Source organism: Pseudochrobactrum asaccharolyticum (assembly GCF_003314995.1).
Classification (GTDB): domain Bacteria; phylum Pseudomonadota; class Alphaproteobacteria; order Rhizobiales; family Rhizobiaceae; genus Pseudochrobactrum; species Pseudochrobactrum asaccharolyticum.
On record NZ_QNRH01000009.1, the window covers coordinates 46,032 to 67,051 of the forward strand.

Genomic DNA, 21,020 nt, shown 5'->3' on the forward strand with positions numbered 1-21,020 from the left:
GGAATATTGTCTGGTCGTAAGTATAGTGTCATTGAAAATGAGTGGATTACGTTACAGGACAGTACGCGTTTGGCTGCTCGTATCTGGATGCCGGAAAATGCACTGGCCGATCCTGTGCCTGCAGTTCTGGAATTTCTGCCGTATCGTAAACGTGACGGCACCTGTGTCCGTGACGAGGCAACTTATCCGGCATTTGCAGAGGCCGGTATTGCCGGTATTCGGGTTGATATCCGAGGGTCTGGTGAATCCGATGGTGTCATTGACGGCGAGTATACGCCGCTGGAACTGGCAAATGCCTGTGAAATTATCGGTTGGATCGCGGAGCAACCATGGTCGAACGGCTCGGTTGGTATGATGGGTATCTCATGGGGTGGCTTCAACTGTATGCAGGTGGCGGCGCTTAAACCTCCGGCGTTAAAAGCCGTTATTTCCATCGCATCAACGGTGGACCGATATAATGATGATATTCATTACAAGAATGGGACACATTTGTCGGCTCAGCTGTCATGGGCTACAACAATGCTTGCTTATCAGTCACGTTCGCCGGACAAAGCTATCACTGGTGACAGCTGGAAAGATATGTGGCTTGAACGCCTCAATGGCGGTCATTTTATGATGGAAGAATGGTTGTCTCATCAAACGCGGGATGCTTTTTGGAAGCATGGTTCGGTCGGTGAGAATTTTACAGACTATAACACGCCTTCCATGGTCATCGCGGGTTGGGCTGACGGCTATCGCAATACACCGTTCAAATCGGTAGAAAGTGGTAATCGTCATTTCACAGCACTTATTGGTCCTTGGGTACATAAATATCCGCATTTTGCCTGGCCGAAACCACGCGCGGATTTCCTCGGAGAAGCGATTGCGTGGTGGAACCACTGGTTGCGCGGAGAAGCAAACACTGTTCCTGACTGGCCGCAACTGCGTGGTTTTATTCAGGATGGTCCCGTTGCGGGCGGACGACGCACTGAAGATCCGGGTTTTTGGGTAGCAAAATCTGTCTGGAGTCAGCCTGAGACGGAAATCTATAGTGCTAATACGGACGGTATATTGCAAAATGGTGTCTCAAATGCTGCTGCTTGTCCTGTTTATATCCGCTCAGCTCTTGATACAGGGACAACCGCCGGTGAATGGTTCACACTGAAACCTGATGCGGAAATGGCAGGAGATCAGGTGATTGATGACGAGAAATCCTATATTCTGGAAACAAAACCGTTCCAAGATGCCCGCTCTTATCTCGGGATTCCCGAAGTTGAACTGATCGTTGCCAGTAAGGCGCCGCTGGCAAATCTGGTTATACGTTTGGTGGATGTGCATCCGGATGGCCGGGCAACACGCATTAGTTTTGGTGTTCTCAACCTTGCACACCGGAACGGTTATGAACATCCGGAGCCGATGCCCGTGGATGAGCCGGTGGCTATCCGGATGCGTCTTGATGCCTGCGGTTATCGCCTCAAAGAGGGGCATCGCCTGCGTATTGCAATTTCGACCGCTTATTGGCCGATGATTTTGCCTGATCCGTATAATGCAGGGATTACTATTGACCGGAGTTCGCTGAAACTATCGCTGCCGTTACTCGGAGAATGCGATTATATAGATATGAAACAACCGGACAATGAGGATCCGCTGCCACACTACCCGGTGCTCTGCCCGGCTGAAACCCGCAGAACTGTTGAGCGGGATTTGATGAGCGGATGCACAAATTATAATATCTATGAAGATACCGGTATGAGCATGCATCCTGATACAGGACTGGCAACACGTCAGACACGGGAGGAGCAATGGTCAATCCATCCTGACAATCCGCTTTCAATGAAGGGAGTATGTGAATGGATGACTTTTATGGAACGTGGTGACTGGAAACTAAAAACTATTGCCGGTTCACAAATGACCTGCACAGCAACATCATGGAAAATTTCTGCTTGTCTGCAGGCTTATGAAGGAGAGCAGCTGATCTTTAAAAAAGAATATGCTGCGGAGATTCCGCGAAATTATATGTAAATGGTATACTATTTTCCCCTCAGCAGAAAATCATATGCTGCTGAGGGGGACTTTCAGCTTATTTCTGCAGGGAAATGAACTTCTTGAAACGCTCAGAGCGCGGATTATCAAAAACTTCATGGGACGGGCCGTCTTCTTCGATACTGCCCTGATGCAGAAATACGACGCGGTTAGAAACATCGCGTGCGAAGCCCATTTCATGGGTCACAACCAGCATTGTGTGACCGGCTTCCGCAAGTGAGCGCATCACCTTCAGCACTTCCCCAACCAGTTCCGGATCCAGTGCAGAAGTCGGCTCATCAAAGAGCAACAGGCGTGGTTTCATAGCCAGAGCTCTGGCGATAGCTGCCCGCTGCTGCTGGCCGCCGGACAGATGGCTTGGATAATTATCCCGTTTGTCCGCAATGCCTACCCGTTCAAGCAGTGCAAGCGCTTCGTCTTTTGCTTCGGCCTTGGTGCGTTTTTGCAGATAGACTGGAGCTTCCATGATGTTTTCAAGAATGGTCATATGAGACCAGAGATTGAAACTCTGGAACACCATCGCGACTTCAGTTCTGATCCGGTTGATCTGGCGCATATCGGCGGCGATCATGCCCTGTTTGCCGGGTTTCATCAGGAGCTCTTCGCCATGAATGCTGACAGAACCGGAGCTTGGCAGTTCAAGGAAATTGATGCAGCGCAGCATCGTGGATTTGCCGGAGCCGGAAGAGCCGAGAATGGAAATAACATCGCCTTCCGCAGCATCAAGATTGACGCCTTTGAGGACTTCCAGAGAGCCGAAGCTCTTGCGCAGATTACGGATGGAAACTGCTGGTGTTGTGGTTTGCATGTTTTTTCCTCAGGCAGTTTTCAGCTTTGAAGCGGATTTAATCGTAGCGGGAGGACGGATATGGGCGGATAGCTTCCATTCCGAATAGGCAACGATACGGGTAAGGATAAAATTGAGCAGCAGATAAACAGTACCGGCTGCGATGAAGACTTCGACAGCGCGGAAGGATTCAGAAATCAGCTTTGCAGCAATACCGGTAATTTCCATCATGGTGATAACAGATGCGAGCGAAGTCGCCTTGACCATCAAAATGAGTTCATTGCCATAGGCCGGCAGTGCCTGACGGATAGCAATTGGAAAGATGATACGGCGCTGCAGCAAAAAGCCGGACATGCCGCAGGCTCTGGCCGCTTCAATTTGCGGGGCAGGAACGGCTTCATAGCCACCGCGGAAAATCTCGCTAGCATAGGCGGCCGTGTTGAGAGAGAGCGCAATCACCGCACACCAATAGGCGTCACGGAAGAAGCTCCACAATCCTAATTCCTGAAGGAACGGACGGAACTGTGCCAGTCCGTAATAGATCAGAAATATCTGCACAAGCAGCGGTGTGCCGCGGAATGCAAAGACATAAGCCTCTGAGATAAAAGCCAGAACCTTGATACCGGACAGGCGCAATACGGTCAGGAACAGTCCTAATATACCGCCGAAAAAGACAGCATATAATGAGAGTTCCAGTGTGAGAGGCACACCGCGTAACAGGGTGACGAAAGACGTGTAAAGAAACTGAAAGTCCATGTTACGCTCTCCGGATGCCGCGTCGCGCTTTTTCTTCGGCGCGTTTGAAAATGATGGTCGAGATGAGCGTAATCACCAGATAGAGCATGGCCGCAGTGATGTAGAAGTCAAACGGACGGCGGGTGGAACCAGCGGCAATTTGCGACTGACGCAGCAATTCAACCAGACCGATCACGGAGATCAGCGCGGATTCTTTCAAGGCAAGCTGCCAGACATTTCCCAGCCCCGGAATTGCAAAACGCAGCACTTGCGGTGCGATAATCCGGCGAAACATCAAGAATTTCGGCATTCCCATCGACTTTGCGGCTTCAATCTCGCCGCGCGCGACCGAATTGAACGCACCGCGAAACACTTCAGCCTGATAGGCGGCGGAAACAACCCCGATAGCCATCGCACCTGTGAGAAACGTTGGCAGGCCAATAAAACCTTTGGCACCGAACAGGCTGCCGACCGCTCCCAGTGCAGCACTGCCGCCAAAATAGAAGAGGTAAATAACCAGCAAATCCGGAATACCGCGCAGGATTGTTGTATATGTTTCTGCAAAAAAGCGGATTGGTCGGTTACCGGTGATTTTAGCCCAACTGATTAAGGCACCGATCATCGCGCCGATCAGATAGCCACAAAAAGCGACGGCGACAGTCATTGCAGCTGCAAGAAGCAGAGCATCTCCCCAGCCATTAGGCCCGAAGCCTATCAGTTCAAAGTAGCTGAATTGTTGCATTGAAAATTCTTCACATGTGCTGGAGCGCAAGAGGCAAAATGCGCGTTCATTCACAAAAAGAGAGCATGGTGCAATAAGCTGGCTTCGCGAGAGGCTGGATGATTGCGCCATGCTCCGGTTTTGACGGATTTCAGAGGCAGGAAGTTCCGTTTAGTTTGCGGATGGTGTCAGATCCATCTGCAGCCATTTCATCGACAATTCGCGGATTGTACCGTCCTGAATGGCATCACCAATTGCTTTGTCGAAAGCTTCTTTCTGTTTGGTGTCGCCTTTAGGCAGTGCAACGCCCACACCTTTACCGAAAACACCGCCGCGCAAACCGGCACCAACAACATGCATATCTTTGTAATCTGCATTGCTCATCGTGGCTGCAAAATTGGCGTGGTTGGCAAAAAGGGCATCAACACGACCTGCCAGCAGATCGAGATCCTGCTGTTCGGTTGATTTATACTCTTTGATTTCGATTGTATCTTTCAGATATTTTTCCAGAAATGCGACGCCGATAGTGGATGTTTGTACACCAATGGTCATGCCTTTGAGCTGTGGCTTCCACTGTTCAACCAGAGCTTCGAGTTTGGCAGGATCGGCGTTGATATCAATTGTTTCACCGGTGCCCGGCAGCGTATCGAGAGGGCTGCCTTTCAGTGTTGCGAAACCGGTCAGAATATTCTGATAAGGAATAGAGAAATCAACGGCTTCTTCGCGCTTTGGCGTGATGGACATACCGGCGATAATCGCATCATATTTACCGGCTTGCAGGGCAGGGATCATGCCATCCCATTCCTGTGCACTGATGGTGCAGGTATAATTCAGACGTTTGCAGAGTTCTTTGGCGACATCGACTTCAAATCCGTCCAGAGTGCCGTCAGCACGGGTGAAGGTGAAGGGTGCATAGGCACCGTCAGTCGCAACGCGAAATTCTGAAGCGACGGCTGTGCTGACGCAACCGAATAAACCGAGCGAAACCAGTGCGAGTTTCAGCTTGCTTTTCATATTAGGAATCCTTTTTCTGACCGTCAAAAGACGGGTAACTTGATGAGAAAATTTCGCTCACGGGAGGATGACCGAAAGTCCGGTCCGGATAGAGAGATACAAGGCGATCGAATTGCTGCTGCGCCTGTTCGCGGGCAGCCGTGAAGTCAAAATCAGGAATAATGCCATCAGCCATGACAAAGCGGCCATTAATAATGACGGTTGAAATATCGCGGTTGGAACCGGCCATCATCAGGGTCTGGATCGGGTCGATCACATGGCCGATCCGGTCATTATCCATATTGATGACGATGATATCGGCTTTGGAACCGGTCTGGAGCCTTCCCAGATCAGGGCGTCTTAATGCATCTGCGCCGCCGATGGTTGCAGCATCAAAATAATGCTCGGAACGGACACTCTGTATGGAGTCGTCCTTAACGCGGGACATCATGATGCCGACCTGCATGTTCTGGATAAAATCCGGCGGCCACGTATCTGTACCCAGAGCAATCCGGACACCTGCATTACGGAATTTGCTGAAACTGTCCATGAAGCTGCCATGCCGCGCGGAAACAACAGGGCAATGCACAAATGTTGCACCGGTATCACGCATAATCGCCAGATCATCGCCTTTGCGGCTGACATTGCGGGAGCCGCAAACATACTCGCCATGCGGTAGCAATGAGCGGTCAGACAACAGACCAAGCGAGTTCAGCCATTCAAGCGGGCTAAGACCATAGGCATCAACAATCCGGTTAAACTCTGTATCGGATTGGCAGCAATGCAGACGGAACGGGATGTCGAGATCTTGTGAGGCCTGCACTGTCCGTTTGAGAAGCTCAGGCGTGCAGGTCTCAATCCGGTCCGGCGCCAGCATTGCTTTTACCAAGGAAGATGAGCGGCTTTCCATTTGTTCAGCAAATGCAAGCGCATCCTGAAAATTCTTTAGCCCACGTGCCTCATCAAAATAGAATTCAATGCTGCCGTCATCCTGAACAAATGTATTACCCGTTCTGTAGGCAGGGCCAAGATAGACACGCAGCCCTAACTCTTCGGCGCTGGTAGCAGCACTGGAGAATTCGTCATTGGTTTCTCCCCATTCCCGATAGAACAGGGAGGCAATAGGCATAGCTGTGGTGATGCCGTTACGGATCAGCTGAGCGAAAGAATAGCGTTTTTGGAAAGCCAGTTCTTCTGCGGAGTACATTTCATAAGGGCCGCGTTCCATATAGCTTTTTGGCCAGACGCGCCCTTTTTTCCATGAAGGTTGATTGTCAAAAGACAAGATTGTTGTGTCGATATCCGACAGTGCATCAAGGTCGATAAAACCCGGCGAAATAATCGCCGTTCCATAGTCGAAACGATGGGCAACATCGCCCTGATAATCATGCCCGACAAAGATGACAGTGTCGTTTTCATAGACAACACAGCCGTTTTCAAAGATTGCATGTTTGCCGTCTTGATGACCGATAACCCAGCGTGATGATAAGAGTACCGGACCGGATAGCGGGGCAGACGGAACAGATTTATTCATGCTTCTTTATCCAAATTCTATTCAGGGAATATCAAAGGCAACGAGGCGTTTTTTACTTTGCCTTTGATAATGTCGTTTTATTTTAATGGGTTATTTATTGGCTTGGTGTGATATCGCGCTTGAACCATTTGATCGCGAGTTTGGAGAGGCTGCCGTCAGCGATTGCGGCATTGATTGCCTCGTCAAACAGTGCTTTCAGCTCGGTGTCTTCTTTACGCAGGCCAACAGATTGCCCCCCGCCTAAAGGGCCGCCGGTAAATTCAGCACCGGCAAACATCACCTGATCTGCACCGATATGAGCTAATGCCTGATCCAGCGTGACGGGGGAGGCCATAATGGCATCAATGCGTCCGGCAGCGAGATCAAGATCATGCTGTTCTGTGCTTTTATATTCCTTGTACTCAATATCCGGGAACATATCTTTCATGATCAGTGCTGCAGTTGTTGCACCCTGGCCGCCGATGACACTGTTTTGCATCGCTTTACGCATTTCATCTGCGGCTGCGCGGGCTTGTTCCGGCTCTTTTTCCAGATCATATTTCTTGCCGAAGGCCATCTCTGCTAAAGGAGAGTCTTTGCGCACCAGAAATGCGGCCGAGCCGGTTGCATAATTTCTTGAAAAAGAAATGACTTTTTCCCGTTCTTTGGTCATCAGCATACCTGAGACAATGGCGTCGAATTTTTCGGCATTCAGAGCCGGTATCAAGCCATCCCAGTCCTGCACAATTAATTCGCATTTCACTTTCATACGCGGACATAAATTCTCAAGAAGGTCGATTTCAAAACCGGCGAGCTTGCCGCCGGCTTCCGTAAAGTTCCAGGGGGCGTAAGCGCCCTCAGTGGCGATTTTGATTACTTTTTCACTCTGGCTATGTGCGGTTGCTGTCAGTGCTCCGACCAGAACCCCAAAAGCCAGCGCGGCTTTTTTCCCGTAATTATTGAACATCTGGCAATCTCCTCCTTATGCCTAATGTTGGTCTTTATTTATCTGGGAGTAATCAGTTTGCCTTCCTTCGCAATCAGAGCGCCTTTTCTGTAAACGGCGCTGCGAACGGGGCGTGATGCAACAGCATCGGCGGGTGTTTCGGCATTGAGCAATATGAAACTGGCATCACAGCCTTCCTGAATGCCGTAATCCGCAATATCCATCATTCGCGCGCCGCCATAGGTAGCAAGCTTGAGCGCGAGTTCGATATTTTCATCGCTTCTGAAATCGTTTCTCTGGGATACAATGGCAGCTCTTTCAAGCATGTCTGCATTGCCGAAAGGTGACCAGGTATCGCGGATGCCATCACTGCCGGAACAGATATTGACACCCATGGCTGTGAGGTCAAAGACCGGCGGAGCAGCGCTGGATGCGCCGCCTTTGACCATCAGATGAATACCGGCTTTGGCCAGTTTTGCACCTAAAGCGGCTAATGGTTTATCCGCCAACATACCAAGGCAGAAACCATGGCTGATTGTGACCTGTCCGGCCATGCCTAAAGCATTGGTCCGTTCAATGATCATTTCCATTGCATATGCACCGAGGGAGTCCGGCTCATGCAGGTGGATATCAACCGGTTTGCCATAGCGCTGTGCCATGGAAAATACAGTGTCGAGATGCCCTTTCGCATCGCGGTCAACCTCGGAAGGATCCAGCCCGCCGACGATATCAGCGCCGTTCTGCATTGCAGCTTCCATAAGTTCTACGGTGCCGGGGCGGATCAGCATGCCGCTTTGCGGAAAGGCTACAATCTGGATATCGATCAGATCACGATATTTCTCGCGTGAAGCCACCACGCCTTCGAGACCGCTCAGGCCATATTCTGTATCAATATCTACATGGGTGCGGATATGTGTGGTGCCGTAGCTGATGGCTTGTTCAATTTGTCTTGCTGACTGGCGCTGCGGATCAATGCCGAGTTCCCTCTTCATTGCTCTTTCATTTTCAATCAGTTCGATGAGTTCTGTGCCGACATCATTACGATACCACGGCATGCCCAGCAGGGTTTTATCGAGATGCGTATGGGCATCAATGAGAGAAGGCAGCATCAGCTGCCCGTATCCGTCCACGACCTCAAGAGCTTCGTGACTGATCGCGCTGTTGTGATCGGTAACCGAGACGATCTTGCCGTTTTTGATCAGCACGTCTTTCAGCGCCCCTCCCTGAGGGCGTATTTTTGAAAGCAGGAAATCAGCAGGCATATTCGTTCTCTCCCATTCTGCAATTTCAGGAGCAGATCAGCCTGTTTAAACACAATACCTCACAGCTCTCAGGCCACAGGATTTCACCCCGTCAGAGCAATGCAGAAGGTTTTAAATGAATTCAAAATGATGAGCTGCTTCAACACGAACGGAGGGGTAGCCGGCTCTCCAGGCTTACCGCAACACATTGTGATGTTTACAGCTTTTAAAATTAATGAAACGTCGACTACCTCCTCATGGCAACGACGTACTCTCTCCCTATGATGACGACCGATGTTCAGCCGGTAATCCTGTTCAGAGCTTTAGTGTTATGGATGGCCTATATTATTGTCAATAATAATATTTACAAAATTGTATACAAAAATGAATTGCGAATAAAATATGGTGGGATAACTGCGCTGTTATATGTGGAACTCTGCGGTGATGGTTCTGGCATGTGTTTTTTCTCTACAGCATGGCCATAGTAAGCCGCAGGAATCGTTCGTTAATCAGTATCGATAAACCTCGTTCCTATCAGGGACATGAGATTTGAGACCGGCAATATTATTTCCGGTTGACCCTCTAACTCTTTAAAATCAAAGGATAATTTCACCTTAAACTGATCCATGCGTAAGAGGTTATGCTCAGGTCGATATACGGCTATACAAAGTAACAATCAATTTATTTATTGAATGATTGATTGAATGTAAGAGTCCGGTTTATGAATTGATCAATTCAGATAATCAGGAAATTTCTTATGCATAAATATGAAGCTGGTATCACTGTCAGGGGCGCCAATGACGGCAAACGCTTAGCCTCGGCAGGTAATATTTACCGTATTCTCGCCAGCAGTGCAGAAACGAACAGTCGCTATGCACTGTTAGAAACATTGGTCGAACCGGGACAGGGTGCGCCGCTGCATCTGCATGAGCGCGAGGAAGAAGCCTTCTTCATTCTGGAAGGCGACATGGTTTTCTTTGCCGAGAATGAGAAAATCAAGGCACCGGAAGGCAGTTTTCTCAACTGCTCCGTCAATAGCGTGCGCGGTTTTCGCAATGAAACACAAAAAACAGCACGTATGCTGATCTTGCTGGCACCTCCCGGCCTGGAAGACATGTTTGAGGAAGATGGCGAGGTTCTGGAGAACACACATCCTTTCCGTGAAACGAAGATCAGCGGTGGCAGAGCATTATCCTGTCCGGTCATTTCAGAGCGTTTTGGCATCGTCAACATTGCGAAAGCGCTGCCTGAAAGTGAAGTCTGATTGCTTTCTGCGACTATCAGAAATGAGGCAAAAATGTCTGATAATGAACATGCCCGTGTGATTGTTCTGGGGGCAGGTCCTGCTGGTTATACGGCTGCGATCTATGCGGCGCGTGCCATGCTGGAGCCTTTACTGATTACGGGAATACAGCCGGGCGGCCAGCTGACAATCACCACGGATGTCGAAAATTATCCGGGTTTTGCACTTCCTGTTCAGGGTCCATGGCTCGTTGAACAGATGCAGGAACAGGCCGTTCATATGGGAACGCGTATTGCATATGATATGATTACCTCGGTTGAGCTGGGTATGGATATCCATCGCCTGCATGGCGAAAGCGGCAAGATTTATAGCTGTAACGCATTAATTGTCGCAACCGGTGCCAAAGCCAAATGGCTGGGTATGCCTTCTGAAGAATTTTATAAAGGCTTCGGTGTTTCTGCCTGTGCGACCTGTGACGGGCCGTTTTTTCGGGGTAAAACAGTGGTCGTTGTGGGTGGTGGTAATACGGCCGTTGAAGAAGCGCTTTATCTGACCAATTTTGCTGATCGGGTGATTTTGGTACATCGGCGTGATCACTTGCGTGCTGAGCAGATCTTGCAACAGAGGCTGCTGGGCCATCCTAAGATTGAACTGCGGTTCAACACGATTGTTGCTGAGATATCGGGCACAGATAAGCCGCGTCAGGTGACCGGTGCTGTGCTGCAAGATGTGACGACACAAAAAACCGAGCATATTGATGCAGACGGTGTGTTTGTTTCGATCGGACATGCGCCTGCGACAGAGCTTTTTGCCGGTCAGCTACCTCTGAAATCCGGTGGCTATCTGACGACTGAAGCTAACAGTTCCAGAACCATCGTGCCGGGCGTATTCGCGGCCGGAGACGTAGCCGATGATGTCTACAGGCAGGCAGTCACGGCTGCGGGTATGGGGTGCATGGCTGCACTGGATGCTGAGCGATATCTCACAAAAATTGGCCTGTCACAGGCCACATAAGTTCCTTTCAATCATTTGCGGAGTCGTAAAATGAAAGTCGTATCTCTGAACAATAATAATTTTGAAACACAGGTTCTGAAACATAGCGGCGTCTATGCTGTACGCTTCTGGGCGGAGTGGTGCGGGCCGTGCCGTGCGATGGAGCCGATGTATAAAGCCATGGCTGAGGAGCCCGCAGCTAAAGCCAGCTTTGGCGAGGTCGACATTGACAAGTCGCCGGAGATTGCTGCGGCTTTCGGTATTCGTGGTGTGCCGACAGTCATCCTGTTTAAAGACGGCAAGCCGGTCGAGCAGGTTGTGGGGCTGAGAGAGAAGAGCAAATACGCCGCACTGATTGAGCAGTTGGCAGCTTCTTAAACCCTTTAATTGACGCCTTTTAAAGCATTACGGCACTGTTCTGGCTTGATTGATCAGAGCAGTGCTTTTTGTTGCATATATCTCAGGCGCGGGAATGGTTCTCACCATATAAACTGATCGTGAATTCGGGCTAAGTGGCTTGACAAGTTATAACACCTCGTCAATCATTCAATAAATAAATTGAATGATTGACGAGGTGTTTGATATGAATATCCTGCTTGGCATAAATGCTGCAGGTGCTGTGCGTGTCAGTGAGATATTGCCGCTGCTGCTGCCATACCGCTTGGAAGGTGATCTGGTTGAAAAAGCCTGGGGCATCAGCCTTCATCAGCAGAAGACCGCACGTCTTTTTAAAGACGATGTTACAGCACAAAAATCTGCCTATCGCGGTTTTACGCATGAGCATGAGGGGCACGGATTACTCGCACAAACTACACTATCTGAGGAGCAGGCTGCTCCGGCTTATGCGGATATAGCGCCCTTCGCGCGGGAACTGGGCGGACGGGTTTGGACATTTACCCATGACAGTGATCTGTCCAGTCTGGATCAGCACGAAGTGATTGGTTTCCGTCCGATTGGTACCAGTGCCGCAGAACGTGCCTTCTGTCTGCTTCTGGATACTGCAAGAGATTATCTTTGTGAGAATGGCGACATTCCTGATCCGCAGAAAATGCTGCACCGGCTGGCAAGGGAAACGTCGCAAATCTCAGCTTCCGGCCATTTCAATTATATGCTCAGCAATGGAGACTATCTCTTTGTCCATAGCCATACGCAGCTCGATATTCTGATGGCAGAGGATGATGCGGAACAGCGGGATATCTGTGTGGTCGCCAGCCAGCAAATGACGGATGATGATTTCTGGTCATGTCTGCTGCCTCATTCTCTGACGATGATCCGCAATGGCAAAATTATCGGACAGGTACGCACAGAAAATCCGGCTGATACCACCATGCAGAAAAACCATGCTGCTTCTCTCCGGCAATTCCAGAAAAACCGGCTCGCTGCTATTGCAGAGCGTCAGGAGCAATGCGCCGGTGACGGGCATCTCTACGAGTGTAGCTGAGGTGTTCTCTGATCACGTTTTTACTTTGGCGGCCTATCAGCCGCGCATCCGTTAACGGAGATAAACAATGGCTGTGAAAGCCCTGACACAAAATAGTTTTACCAATGATGTTCTCAATAGTACTGCTCTCTATGCAGTGCGGTTCTGGGCGGAGTGGTGTGGTCCATGCAGAGCGATGAAGCCGCTCTATGAAGAACTTGCCGGAGAGCTCGCAAATATTGCACAATTTGCCGAGGTGGATATTGATGCCAATCCGGAAATTGCTTCAGCATGCGGCATTACCAGTATTCCGGCGGTGGTGATTTTTCAGGCCGGAAATATGGTTGACCATATTGTCGGTTTGGCACCTAAGAGTGCTTATGAGGCGATTTTGAAGGACTATGCGGCGGCTGCCGCTGCCGGATAAAGCGGCGTCTTCAGACTTTCTCCACAATTTCAAACTGACCACAGGACATGGTGACTTAAGACACCGTGGAGGTGTTGTTTGTCCCTTTTGCCTGCAATCCGAAATGAAACAGAATTTTGATGAATATATCTCCTCAGATTATGCACGCATATTCAATGTCCGAAAGTAAGCAGCGTACAGGTTTTGTTCTGCTGGCTTTTGTGCAGGCGACTTTGGTTTTTACCATCGCGCTGATCATGATTCCGCTGCCCAAAATTGCAACCGACTTCAAGTTAGACAGCGTATAAATGCCGTTTTTGCAGGTGGCTTATGGTTTGTCCTATTCGGTTCAGTAGTGATGTCGACCAGCAATGTGTCGGAACATCAGGCCGGACTGGCGGGCGGTGTGATGAACACGGCAATGGAGCTGGGACCGACAATCGGGCTGGCAGTCTTCATGTCCGTGGCAGGGCTGCGGGCAGATATCGTGGAAGGCTACGCACTGGCTTTTGCCGCAGGCACAGGAATTTATCTGTTGGTGACAATCTGGCTGATATTCTTGCCTAAGCGAACCGGCTCGCATTGAATAACAAAACGGGCGGTTCTGATCGCCCGTTTTCATGCATGTTACAAGTAATCAATAATTACCAGAGCGCGACGGTTAGCAGGGCTGCCAGATAAAGCCCGACACCAAAAACGCTATGGTTCATCAGACTGCGAAATCTTGCTGTGGCCGGTGCCGGTGTTTTGGATGCCGCAATACCAAAACCAAAGCCGGGCTGCATGATGAAAAAGGGGGCGGCAACACTGATGATACCGGCAGTCAATGCGGGAAGAATGGTCGGGCTTTGCGTCCATTGCAGACCTGCAACCAACAGTAACAGAGCTGCAAACACAATGCCGGTCACATAATGGGCAAACCAGCCGAGCGCCCGTTCTCCGGAAACAGGAGCGGCTTTCAAGATATTATCATGTTTGAATTTGCCTTGCGGCATATACAGAAGCCAGCGGCCGACAATCTTGTAATCCAGTGACGGAACAGAAAAAACGCGTTTTAACAGGACTGCCCATAAGTCCATAATGATGGTTGCACCAATGCCGATGACAACGGCTCTGGTTAAAAGTTCAATTTCGGATGACACAGTTTACCTCATGAGAAGCGGGGCGCAGATTGATGATCTGCAGTAAATTTGACTGCTTTAATCATACATTCAATTAATTGATTGATCAATAAGCGCGTGTTATAGAAAATCTATGATTCAGGATGAGATACAAAACCAGTTTTTTGCAGATATTGCCGAGCTTGCGCGTGCTGTCGGTAGCGCGCAGCGTCTGATGCTGCTCCAACACATAGCGCAGGGTGAACGTTCTGTTGAGCGTCTCGCGGAATTGTCAGGGCTGACAATCGCCAATGCCTCGCAACATTTGCAAAACTTGAAACGTGCGAATTTTGTGCAGACGCGGCGCGATGGTAAAAACGTCTTCTACCGCCTTGCAAACGGACCGATTATTGAGTTGCTGACAGCGCTGACACGATTGGCTGAGTTTAATCAGGCGGAAATCCGCTCGCTTGTCTCTGATAGTTTCCATCAGCGGGAACGACTGGAGGCAGTATCGCGTGAGGAATTGCTGGAGAGGCTGCGTGAAAGCAGTGTGACTATTCTGGACGTACGGCCGGAAGATGAATTTGCGTCAGGGCATTTGCCTGGTGCGATCAATATCCCTTTTACAGAACTGGAACAGCGCCTTTCCGAAGTTGCACGTGATCAGGAAGTTGTTGCCTATTGCCGTGGTTCAAAATGCGTGCTTTCACCGAATGCAGTCGCGATTTTACAGGCTAAAGGAATCCAAGCCCGCTTTTTGCAGGACGGTTTTCCGTCATGGAAAGCAGCAGGGCTGGATGTGGAAACTGAATAGCTTTGCTGCTTAAGACTTTATTTCGCGAATATGTTTTTCAAGAAAACTCTTAATTGTATTTGCATCAGTATCAAGCATGTTGGTTTCGATCAGTAACGGGCTGCCGAAGTTTTCTGTCAGGGCTTTTGCAGTTTCTCTTGGCCGTCCCTGAGGTGTCTTAGCAAGATAGGCCTGTATATCTTTGAGATGCAGTACAAACATGGATGAATTATTGACACTGTAACCCGCAAGTTCTTCCCATGGCGCACTAAATCGTCCTGAGAAGCCATCTACGGTAGCGCCGGATGCGGATAAAATAACGCGTGGTTTCGGATTGCGTAAGCTGTTGAATACGAAGCGCAAAAGGTAAAGTGTCAGCGTAAGACCTGCGAACATGAGCACATAAAAAATCGCCGGATTTCGCAGAGGCCTGATGATGCTCTCGGGATCAGGGCCATTGATAAGCATGACAATGACCGCAACAAGAAGCACTGCAACGCCAAAACCGCCCAATATCAGCTTGTGCTTTTTCTGGTAGAGATTCAGTTGGGTATCCATTTATGTTCTCATAATAAGAGCAAGATTAACCAATGCCGGTTTTTGTGCGCTGCAGTGACAAAATTTAATTCAGAAATTATTCTTCAAAACCGCTTTCTGCAGCAGTAATTGATTTGCATGTGCCGTTATCTTTCTCCCCGACCATACGTTTATCACGGATAATGGTGTTCTTTGCGAGATCAATTTCCCATGCAACCGAGCCTTCATTCAGGCTGGCTTTGCCATCGGCAAATGTGCCTTCAGCGGATCGTTCGCTGCCTGAGGCCGGTACATAAACGCCAAAAGTACCTTTGGATTCATCGAGCGCAAAGTTGAACACTTGTGAGCCTGAAAATTCGCACGACAGATAGGTCGGTGCGGCAAAGGCAGTTGCTCCTGAAAAAAGCACGGCAAGGGTGGTAAGGGCGGTACCTGCAATGATTTTCAATTTGTAATCCTCGATTATATATTGATTGCGGAACGAAAATACAGGCTATTCAAAGCTTGCTTTTTGTTCTTACGATACAGTTCTATTCTGGGATATTTATCAAGATTGACAGGGATGTATCCTGCCAATTTAGAGCAAATCTTCAGACCATTTAAGAGATATCATGCAAATATCCGCATTGAGCTGCGCTATTAGACAGTGATGATACTGATCGGGACACGAGTTTTGCCAAAGGACTGGCATGGATCATTCATACACTGCCGGTTTGACGGGCTTATGATAAGTGAGCGCAGCATGGATACAGAATGACAGTTCTGTCACCGGCAGATCTGACTGAGCGGAAATGATTAAGGCACGGTTGCCCTCAAAGAGAAAATGACCAGTAAACTGTTCTCTGAATTGCTGAACGAGTGATGTTTTACAGTTGAAAAATAATGCACAATCATCCGGTGCAGATTTTGCAACGCCAAGACGAATTGTTGTGCCGCTTTTGCTGGCTGTGGTGAGATAGGCCGGTTCGCCCCATTTGAGTGTTTCTGTCAACGGGCCAATGGCCGGTGTTGTACTGGCAACTTCGTAAATTAATCTGCGAATTTCGATTAAGCGTGATCTTGCCGCTGCACTCAAGCGGGCAAAAGCAGCATCAATTTCGGCAGGTATAGCAGGAGTTACAGACATTATGGCTCAAACTTGCTGTAAGTTAAAACATCGGGAGCATGCGTCTTCATGATATCATTTTTCTGTAGTCTGTGAGCCCAATACCGGTATGACGTTTGAAATATTTGCTCAGATAGGATGCATCGGTAAATTGCAGATCATCGGCAATTTGCTGCATTGATCTTTTGGGCTGTAATAACTGTTTTTTGATTTCCAGAATGACTTGGCGGTCGATCAGAGTCTTCGGGGCATCGTTGAAAAAGCGTCTGGTCAGTTGTGAAAGGTAATAGGGCGTCACATTGAGCAGGCCGGCATAGAAAGCAACGTCGCGCTGCTGCCTGCAATGCAAAAATATCAGTTCCCAGAATTTCCAGCAGAGCGCTTCCTGTCTGCTATAGTCATTTTTCTCTGCAATATCGAAACCGGCTGTTTTATGGGAAAGCCATAAAAACAGGTTTTGAAACTGATTGACCAGAATGGTTCTCTGATATTGCAGCACTTGTTCCTGAAGTCGCGCGGTCATCTGCTCCCATAGCCGCAGAAAACTGATTGTATTGCTATCAGCAGTGAAAAACGGATGGCGGCTTAAAAACAGAAACAGTTCATTTGGTAAGCCATATGCAATATCTGCGGCCATGGAACGGTCAATCAGATAATAAGAACATGAAAAATTGGCTGATCTGTTTCTCACCATAGCGATGGAGTCATCGTAGAGAACCAGAAAATCATCTTTTTGCATCTGATAGCGCCGGAAATTAACATCAAATTCCGCAGACCCCGTCTGGCAGATAAGCAGCACAAGATAACTCAGAGACAAAAGCTGATTATCTGCCTCTGCGAGCGGGCCTACCCCCATCTGAAACTCATTGTCACTGGTCAGGCGGAGTGTGCTTTTTGTTTCTGTTTTATCCATTGATCCATATAAAATATGTTAAAATCTACTATTTAGTTTTCATTATTACCTAATTTGCTTAATTCCTGTCGTTGTCAATCTCTCTGTCCTGTTTTTAAACAACGCAACATTATTCAGGATAGGAAGCGAGAAAAACAATGCTTAAAACAGAACGTCTCATCATGCGGCCATGGCTGGAGAGTGATGCAGCAAGTCTTTATCAATATGCCAGTGACGACCGTGTCGGGCCGATCGCAGGCTGGCCGGCACACCAGAGTGAAGAAGAAAGCCTGGACATTATCCGTACTGTGTTTTCACATCCGGCAATTTACGCTGTTGCGTTGAAAGAAGATAATGTTGCTATCGGCATGGCCGGTTTGCTGATTGGCAAAGACAGTAATTTTGACATTGCGGATAATGAAGCAGAAGTCGCCTATTGGATCGGCGTGCCGTTCTGGGGGCAGGGTTTTATTCCGGAAGCGGTGAAAGAACTGATGCGCCATGCTTTTGAAGAACTGAACATGGCCGCTCTTTGGTGCGGTTATTTTGCGGAGAATGAGCAGTCTTTTAAAGCGCAGGCAAAATGCGGTTTCAAACACCATCACACGGAAGAAAAGCAGTTCAATCAGTTTATGAGCGACTACCGTGTTGAGCATATCAGCCGCATTGGTAAAGATGAATGGCTGGATTTACAAAAGAAACTGGCCTGAGTTTTCAAAACACAACGCGGGGATATGGCTCAGCCTGTCTCCGTGTTGCACAGGACAGAAGTCGGGGATGAATACGCAAATTGTTCGGTCTACTCGTCTACAATTTGCAGAGAGCTGATGCCGAGCAAGGTGTTTTCCATGTCCTGCTCACTACCGGAACAGACGCACAGAATTTCTGCATCTTGTTCACTCACCGATAAATAGGCATGTCCCATGGTTGAATCGATATAAACGCTCTCACCGGTTTTCAGCCGTACCGGCTTATACTGATCAGTATGGAGTTCAATTTCACCCTTGAGAACAATCAGAAACTCCTCACCGGCATGTCTGGTCAGGGGGCCGAATTCTTCCATTGAGCGGGCACGGGCAAATGCGTGGATAGGCACCATGCGTTTGCGAATGAGATCGGTTGCCAGATAATGATAATCGTAATTCTGCGTCAGCTGACGCAATGTCGACATGGCCGAGCTAACAGAACGCCGTGCGCGATTGGTGGCAGGATCATTATCGCAACTTAAAAGCTCGGTAACGTGAATGCCTAAGCCATGGCAGATTTGCAGCAACTTGTCATAGCTCAGAGATAGTTGATCATTTTCAACTTTGGACAGCGTGGAAACCGCAACGCCGGTGCGGTCGCTGACTTGTTGCAGCGTCCATTGGTGGTTCTTGCGCAGTTTGCGCAGGCAATTGGCAAGATTGGGCTGTCCGGACATTTTTACTCCGCTTCAATTCTGGGCTCTATCTTATTCTGTGCAAGAAAACGGAGCAAGATTTTTATTATATGCTAAATATTGACTAAGTCAGAAAACTGACATAGCAATTCTGCATGGGAGAAAATTCAAAAACTATTATCGTTATCGGCGGGGGCATTGCAGGCCTTTCCGCTGCTGCTGTTTTGGCTCAGTCGTCTTCAGTCTTGTTGCTGGAGCGCGAAAAACAGCTTGGCTATCATGCGAGCGGCCGTTCGGCCGCCCTGTTCTCGGAAACCTACGGTAACCGTGTTGTACGCGGATTGTCGGTTGCCAGTCGTCCGGCATTGGAAAACGGCGGCTTCTTTGAGCATCGCCGTGGTGCGTTGCATATCGGTGGTGTGAGTGATGCTGCTGCGATTGATGAACTGGCGCAGGAGTTGCAGGCACTGTTACCATCCGTACGTCGCCTGTCTGCAGCAGACGTTCATGCAATGGTTGCCGTGATCCCGCAGGGCAAGACCTGCGGCGGTGTCTATGAAGCGGACGCCATGGATATTGATACCAACAAGATGCTCAGCGACCGCGCTGCTCAGTTTAAAGCAGCAGGCGGAACTGTGCGTCTTGGTGAAGAAGTACTGGAAATCCGTAAAACCAAAAACGGATTTCAGGTGGTAACGAATACCGGCACTTACGAGGCGGATATTGTTATCAATGCGTCCGGTGCATGGGCGGATGTCATTGCCGAGCGGGCAGGGTTGTCCGGTCTCGGTATGCAACCGAAGCGCCGCACAGCTTTTATGTTTGATGCAGAGGACGAAGCCTTACGTGAATGGCCATTGGTCGTTGATCTGCATGAGCAGTTTTATTTCAAGCCGGATGCCGGACGTCTGATCGGCTCACTGGCCGATGAAACCGATACGCCGCCTTGCGATGCCTATCCGGAAGATCTGGATGTCGCGATCGCCGTTGACCGAATTGAGCAGGCCACCACACTGCACATCGGTCGCCCTGCAACACCATGGGCAGGGCTCAGGACATTTTCACCGGATCGTACACCGGTGGTTGGCTTTGATCCGCGTTTATCCGGTTTCTTCTGGCTGGTCGGGCAGGGCGGCTACGGTTTTCAGGTTTCACTGGCTTTGGCTGATATGACCGCAAAGCTGATCAGGCATGAGGCGCTGCCGGATGAATTGGTGAAACTTGGCGTCACTGCGGAAGCATTGGCACCGGAACGGTTTCTGCGAAAAGCAGATTAACAATCAGCCGGCACATGATGTGCCGGTTTTATTTTATATGAGCGGGAGAGAGAAATGGTAGCAGAAGTTGAATGGGCACGCATGACCGCGCCGGATTTGCGGGAGATTGCAGCGGGTAAAAATGCGCTGGCAATTCTGCCGATCGGTTCGCTGGAACAGCATGGCCCGCATCTGCCGGTTATTACGGATACGGCAAGTGCTTCTGAAGCGGCAATCCGAGCCGCGCGTCTCGTTTCAGGCGAAATGCCGGTGGCGGTGTTGCCGGGCTTGTGGCTGGGAATGAGTGAACATCATTTGCCATTCGGCGGTACGATTACGCTGGATTTTGAAGCACTGCGCAAAGTCCTGCAATGTATTGTACGTTCCCTTAAAGCGCTCGGCTTCTCACGTCTGCTAATCGTGAACGGTCATGGCGGCAATATTGATCCGCTGGCTGTTGCCGTGCGTGAACTGGCTGTTGAATTCTCGATGCCGATTGTCTCCACGCTGCCTTGGGAGCTGGCTCCGGAAGAAACAGCACAGATTTTTGAGGTTGATACCGGTGCGCATCACGCCTGTGAGGGTGAATCTTCGGTTATGCTGGCAATTACGCCGCAAACCGTGCGCTCAGACCGCTTCGAGCAGGCTTTTGGCAACCAGCAACATCCGTTGGAAAATCTGCCAAAAGGAGCAACGCGCTTCTATTCCTTCTCAGAACATGCGCCGACGACCGGCACGTGGGGCGATCCGCGCAGCGCTACGGCTGAAAAAGGTGAGCGTTTTCTGAATTTGCAGGCTGCTGAAGTTGCGAAACTCATTCGCTGTGACGCACTATGGACGGCTCCGGATCCTGTCTGGTCCGCAGGTCGTGGTCAGAAAACCTCAGCCGGACGGCTCGAAATCTAAATCAGCGTGCATAATGGGGAGGAAGAT

At 49.4% G+C, this 21,020-nt stretch carries 25 protein-coding genes; 12 read left to right on the forward strand and 13 right to left on the reverse strand.

Going from position 1 to position 21,020, the window contains the following annotated elements; all coding sequences use genetic code 11:
• Positions 1-6: 6 nt before the first annotated feature.
• Positions 7-2,001 (forward strand): CocE/NonD family hydrolase, encoded by a 1,995-nt coding sequence (locus DFR47_RS17875; protein ID WP_113945872.1) that lies wholly within the window; start codon positions 7-9, stop codon positions 1,999-2,001.
• 58 nt (positions 2,002-2,059) lie between these two features.
• Here the strand turns inward: DFR47_RS17875 and DFR47_RS17880 are convergent, their stop codons facing one another.
• The 7 genes from DFR47_RS17880 to DFR47_RS17910 form a co-directional block, all read right to left on the reverse strand.
• Entirely contained in the window at positions 2,060-2,830 is a 771-nt protein-coding gene (locus DFR47_RS17880; RefSeq protein ID WP_113945873.1) for an ABC transporter ATP-binding protein, read from the reverse strand.
• Positions 2,831-2,839: 9 nt separating this feature from the next.
• Positions 2,840-3,565 (reverse strand): ABC transporter permease, encoded by a 726-nt coding sequence (locus DFR47_RS17885; protein ID WP_113945874.1) that lies wholly within the window; start codon positions 3,563-3,565, stop codon positions 2,840-2,842.
• 1 nt (position 3,566) lies between these two features.
• Entirely contained in the window at positions 3,567-4,286 is a 720-nt protein-coding gene (locus tag DFR47_RS17890; RefSeq protein WP_113945952.1) for an ABC transporter permease, read from the reverse strand.
• 150 nt (positions 4,287-4,436) lie between these two features.
• Positions 4,437-5,279, reverse strand: a complete 843-nt coding sequence (locus DFR47_RS17895; RefSeq protein WP_113945875.1) for a transporter substrate-binding domain-containing protein — start codon at positions 5,277-5,279, stop codon at positions 4,437-4,439.
• A 1-nt stretch (position 5,280) separates the two neighbouring features.
• The gene (locus tag DFR47_RS17900; protein WP_113945876.1) at positions 5,281-6,792 is read right to left on the reverse strand and encodes an amidohydrolase family protein; all 1,512 of its coding nucleotides are present in this window, start codon (positions 6,790-6,792) and stop codon (positions 5,281-5,283) included.
• A gap of 94 nt (positions 6,793-6,886) precedes the next feature.
• On the reverse strand, positions 6,887-7,738 hold the full coding sequence (locus DFR47_RS17905) for a transporter substrate-binding domain-containing protein (RefSeq protein WP_113945877.1): 852 nt from the start codon (positions 7,736-7,738) through the stop codon (positions 6,887-6,889).
• A gap of 38 nt (positions 7,739-7,776) precedes the next feature.
• Complete coding sequence (locus DFR47_RS17910) at positions 7,777-8,979, reverse strand: amidohydrolase family protein (RefSeq protein ID WP_113945878.1); 1,203 nt, start codon at positions 8,977-8,979, stop codon at positions 7,777-7,779.
• A gap of 736 nt (positions 8,980-9,715) precedes the next feature.
• Between DFR47_RS17910 and DFR47_RS17915 the strand changes: the two genes are divergently transcribed.
• From DFR47_RS17915 to DFR47_RS17940, 7 genes are all read left to right on the forward strand, one after another.
• Positions 9,716-10,222 (forward strand): cupin domain-containing protein, encoded by a 507-nt coding sequence (locus tag DFR47_RS17915; protein WP_113945879.1) that lies wholly within the window; start codon positions 9,716-9,718, stop codon positions 10,220-10,222.
• A 33-nt stretch (positions 10,223-10,255) separates the two neighbouring features.
• A complete protein-coding gene (gene trxB, locus DFR47_RS17920) occupies positions 10,256-11,215 on the forward strand; it encodes a thioredoxin-disulfide reductase (protein ID WP_113945880.1) in 960 nt (319 codons plus the stop codon).
• A 15-nt stretch (positions 11,216-11,230) separates the two neighbouring features.
• Positions 11,231-11,572, forward strand: coding sequence for a thioredoxin (trxA, locus tag DFR47_RS17925; RefSeq protein WP_281011665.1), 342 nt, complete (start codon positions 11,231-11,233; stop codon positions 11,570-11,572).
• A 205-nt stretch (positions 11,573-11,777) separates the two neighbouring features.
• Entirely contained in the window at positions 11,778-12,635 is an 858-nt protein-coding gene (locus tag DFR47_RS17930) for a class II glutamine amidotransferase (protein WP_170137545.1), read from the forward strand.
• A 67-nt stretch (positions 12,636-12,702) separates the two neighbouring features.
• Entirely contained in the window at positions 12,703-13,041 is a 339-nt protein-coding gene (locus DFR47_RS17935) for a thioredoxin family protein (RefSeq protein ID WP_113945883.1), read from the forward strand.
• A gap of 155 nt (positions 13,042-13,196) precedes the next feature.
• Positions 13,197-13,328 (forward strand): hypothetical protein, encoded by a 132-nt coding sequence (locus DFR47_RS22235; protein WP_281011666.1) that lies wholly within the window; start codon positions 13,197-13,199, stop codon positions 13,326-13,328.
• Between the two features lie 50 nt (positions 13,329-13,378).
• On the forward strand, positions 13,379-13,606 hold the full coding sequence (locus DFR47_RS17940; RefSeq protein ID WP_113945884.1) for a hypothetical protein: 228 nt from the start codon (positions 13,379-13,381) through the stop codon (positions 13,604-13,606).
• 58 nt (positions 13,607-13,664) lie between these two features.
• On the opposite strand, the gene DFR47_RS17945 is transcribed toward DFR47_RS17940, so the two are convergent.
• Positions 13,665-14,162 carry a DUF2938 domain-containing protein gene (locus tag DFR47_RS17945; protein ID WP_113945885.1) on the reverse strand — a complete coding sequence of 166 codons (498 nt, stop codon included), beginning with the start codon at positions 14,160-14,162 and terminating at the stop codon, positions 13,665-13,667.
• Between the two features lie 112 nt (positions 14,163-14,274).
• Between DFR47_RS17945 and DFR47_RS17950 the strand changes: the two genes are divergently transcribed.
• The gene (locus DFR47_RS17950) at positions 14,275-14,937 is read left to right on the forward strand and encodes an ArsR/SmtB family transcription factor (protein WP_113945886.1); all 663 of its coding nucleotides are present in this window, start codon (positions 14,275-14,277) and stop codon (positions 14,935-14,937) included.
• A gap of 9 nt (positions 14,938-14,946) precedes the next feature.
• On the opposite strand, the gene DFR47_RS17955 is transcribed toward DFR47_RS17950, so the two are convergent.
• The 4 genes from DFR47_RS17955 to DFR47_RS17970 all read right to left on the reverse strand — a co-directional run bounded on the left by DFR47_RS17955 (position 14,947) and on the right by DFR47_RS17970 (position 17,471).
• Positions 14,947-15,474 carry a hypothetical protein gene (locus DFR47_RS17955; protein ID WP_113945887.1) on the reverse strand — a complete coding sequence of 176 codons (528 nt, stop codon included), beginning with the start codon at positions 15,472-15,474 and terminating at the stop codon, positions 14,947-14,949.
• Between the two features lie 76 nt (positions 15,475-15,550).
• Positions 15,551-15,901: a hypothetical protein gene (locus DFR47_RS17960; RefSeq protein WP_113945888.1), complete on the reverse strand. Its 351-nt coding sequence runs from the start codon at positions 15,899-15,901 to the stop codon at positions 15,551-15,553.
• Between the two features lie 246 nt (positions 15,902-16,147).
• Positions 16,148-16,579, reverse strand: coding sequence for a DUF1801 domain-containing protein (locus tag DFR47_RS17965; protein WP_113945889.1), 432 nt, complete (start codon positions 16,577-16,579; stop codon positions 16,148-16,150).
• A 46-nt stretch (positions 16,580-16,625) separates the two neighbouring features.
• Entirely contained in the window at positions 16,626-17,471 is an 846-nt protein-coding gene (locus DFR47_RS17970) for a helix-turn-helix domain-containing protein (protein WP_113945890.1), read from the reverse strand.
• A gap of 137 nt (positions 17,472-17,608) precedes the next feature.
• Between DFR47_RS17970 and DFR47_RS17975 the strand changes: the two genes are divergently transcribed.
• Positions 17,609-18,160, forward strand: coding sequence for a GNAT family N-acetyltransferase (locus tag DFR47_RS17975; protein WP_113945891.1), 552 nt, complete (start codon positions 17,609-17,611; stop codon positions 18,158-18,160).
• Between the two features lie 89 nt (positions 18,161-18,249).
• Here DFR47_RS17975 and DFR47_RS17980 read toward each other — a convergent pair whose 3' ends face one another.
• On the reverse strand, positions 18,250-18,873 hold the full coding sequence (locus tag DFR47_RS17980; protein WP_113945892.1) for a helix-turn-helix domain-containing protein: 624 nt from the start codon (positions 18,871-18,873) through the stop codon (positions 18,250-18,252).
• Positions 18,874-18,986: 113 nt separating this feature from the next.
• On the opposite strand from DFR47_RS17980, the gene DFR47_RS17985 reads away from it, so the two are divergent.
• Both DFR47_RS17985 and DFR47_RS17990 read left to right on the forward strand, forming a co-directional pair.
• On the forward strand, positions 18,987-20,108 hold the full coding sequence (locus tag DFR47_RS17985; protein WP_113945893.1) for an NAD(P)/FAD-dependent oxidoreductase: 1,122 nt from the start codon (positions 18,987-18,989) through the stop codon (positions 20,106-20,108).
• Positions 20,109-20,162: 54 nt separating this feature from the next.
• Positions 20,163-20,993, forward strand: a complete 831-nt coding sequence (locus DFR47_RS17990; RefSeq protein WP_113945894.1) for a creatininase family protein — start codon at positions 20,163-20,165, stop codon at positions 20,991-20,993.
• Positions 20,994-21,020 lie beyond the last annotated feature (27 nt).

What these genes read in the sequence shown, in the direction of transcription:
- DFR47_RS17940 (WP_113945884.1), top strand. Translation starts at nt 13,379, where the DNA reads ATGTCGACCAGCAATGTGTCGGAACATCAGGCCGGACTGGCGGGCGGT.
- DFR47_RS17985 (WP_113945893.1), top strand. Translation starts at nt 18,987, where the DNA reads ATGGGAGAAAATTCAAAAACTATTATCGTTATCGGCGGGGGCATTGCA.
- DFR47_RS17990 (WP_113945894.1), top strand. Translation starts at nt 20,163, where the DNA reads ATGGTAGCAGAAGTTGAATGGGCACGCATGACCGCGCCGGATTTGCGG.
- DFR47_RS17930 (WP_170137545.1), top strand. Translation starts at nt 11,778, where the DNA reads ATGAATATCCTGCTTGGCATAAATGCTGCAGGTGCTGTGCGTGTCAGT.
- DFR47_RS17895 (WP_113945875.1), bottom strand. Translation starts at nt 5,279, where the DNA reads ATGAAAAGCAAGCTGAAACTCGCACTGGTTTCGCTCGGTTTATTCGGT.
- DFR47_RS17955 (WP_113945887.1), bottom strand. Translation starts at nt 15,474, where the DNA reads ATGGATACCCAACTGAATCTCTACCAGAAAAAGCACAAGCTGATATTG.
- trxB (WP_113945880.1), top strand. Translation starts at nt 10,256, where the DNA reads ATGTCTGATAATGAACATGCCCGTGTGATTGTTCTGGGGGCAGGTCCT.
- DFR47_RS17980 (WP_113945892.1), bottom strand. Translation starts at nt 18,873, where the DNA reads ATGTCCGGACAGCCCAATCTTGCCAATTGCCTGCGCAAACTGCGCAAG.
- DFR47_RS22235 (WP_281011666.1), top strand. Translation starts at nt 13,197, where the DNA reads ATGTCCGAAAGTAAGCAGCGTACAGGTTTTGTTCTGCTGGCTTTTGTG.
- DFR47_RS17910 (WP_113945878.1), bottom strand. Translation starts at nt 8,979, where the DNA reads ATGCCTGCTGATTTCCTGCTTTCAAAAATACGCCCTCAGGGAGGGGCG.
- DFR47_RS17970 (WP_113945890.1), bottom strand. Translation starts at nt 17,471, where the DNA reads ATGGATAAAACAGAAACAAAAAGCACACTCCGCCTGACCAGTGACAAT.
- DFR47_RS17975 (WP_113945891.1), top strand. Translation starts at nt 17,609, where the DNA reads ATGCTTAAAACAGAACGTCTCATCATGCGGCCATGGCTGGAGAGTGAT.
- DFR47_RS17935 (WP_113945883.1), top strand. Translation starts at nt 12,703, where the DNA reads ATGGCTGTGAAAGCCCTGACACAAAATAGTTTTACCAATGATGTTCTC.
- DFR47_RS17915 (WP_113945879.1), top strand. Translation starts at nt 9,716, where the DNA reads ATGCATAAATATGAAGCTGGTATCACTGTCAGGGGCGCCAATGACGGC.
- DFR47_RS17900 (WP_113945876.1), bottom strand. Translation starts at nt 6,792, where the DNA reads ATGAATAAATCTGTTCCGTCTGCCCCGCTATCCGGTCCGGTACTCTTA.
- DFR47_RS17965 (WP_113945889.1), bottom strand. Translation starts at nt 16,579, where the DNA reads ATGTCTGTAACTCCTGCTATACCTGCCGAAATTGATGCTGCTTTTGCC.
- DFR47_RS17890 (WP_113945952.1), bottom strand. Translation starts at nt 4,286, where the DNA reads ATGCAACAATTCAGCTACTTTGAACTGATAGGCTTCGGGCCTAATGGC.
- DFR47_RS17950 (WP_113945886.1), top strand. Translation starts at nt 14,275, where the DNA reads ATGATTCAGGATGAGATACAAAACCAGTTTTTTGCAGATATTGCCGAG.
- DFR47_RS17885 (WP_113945874.1), bottom strand. Translation starts at nt 3,565, where the DNA reads ATGGACTTTCAGTTTCTTTACACGTCTTTCGTCACCCTGTTACGCGGT.
- DFR47_RS17905 (WP_113945877.1), bottom strand. Translation starts at nt 7,738, where the DNA reads ATGTTCAATAATTACGGGAAAAAAGCCGCGCTGGCTTTTGGGGTTCTG.
- DFR47_RS17880 (WP_113945873.1), bottom strand. Translation starts at nt 2,830, where the DNA reads ATGCAAACCACAACACCAGCAGTTTCCATCCGTAATCTGCGCAAGAGC.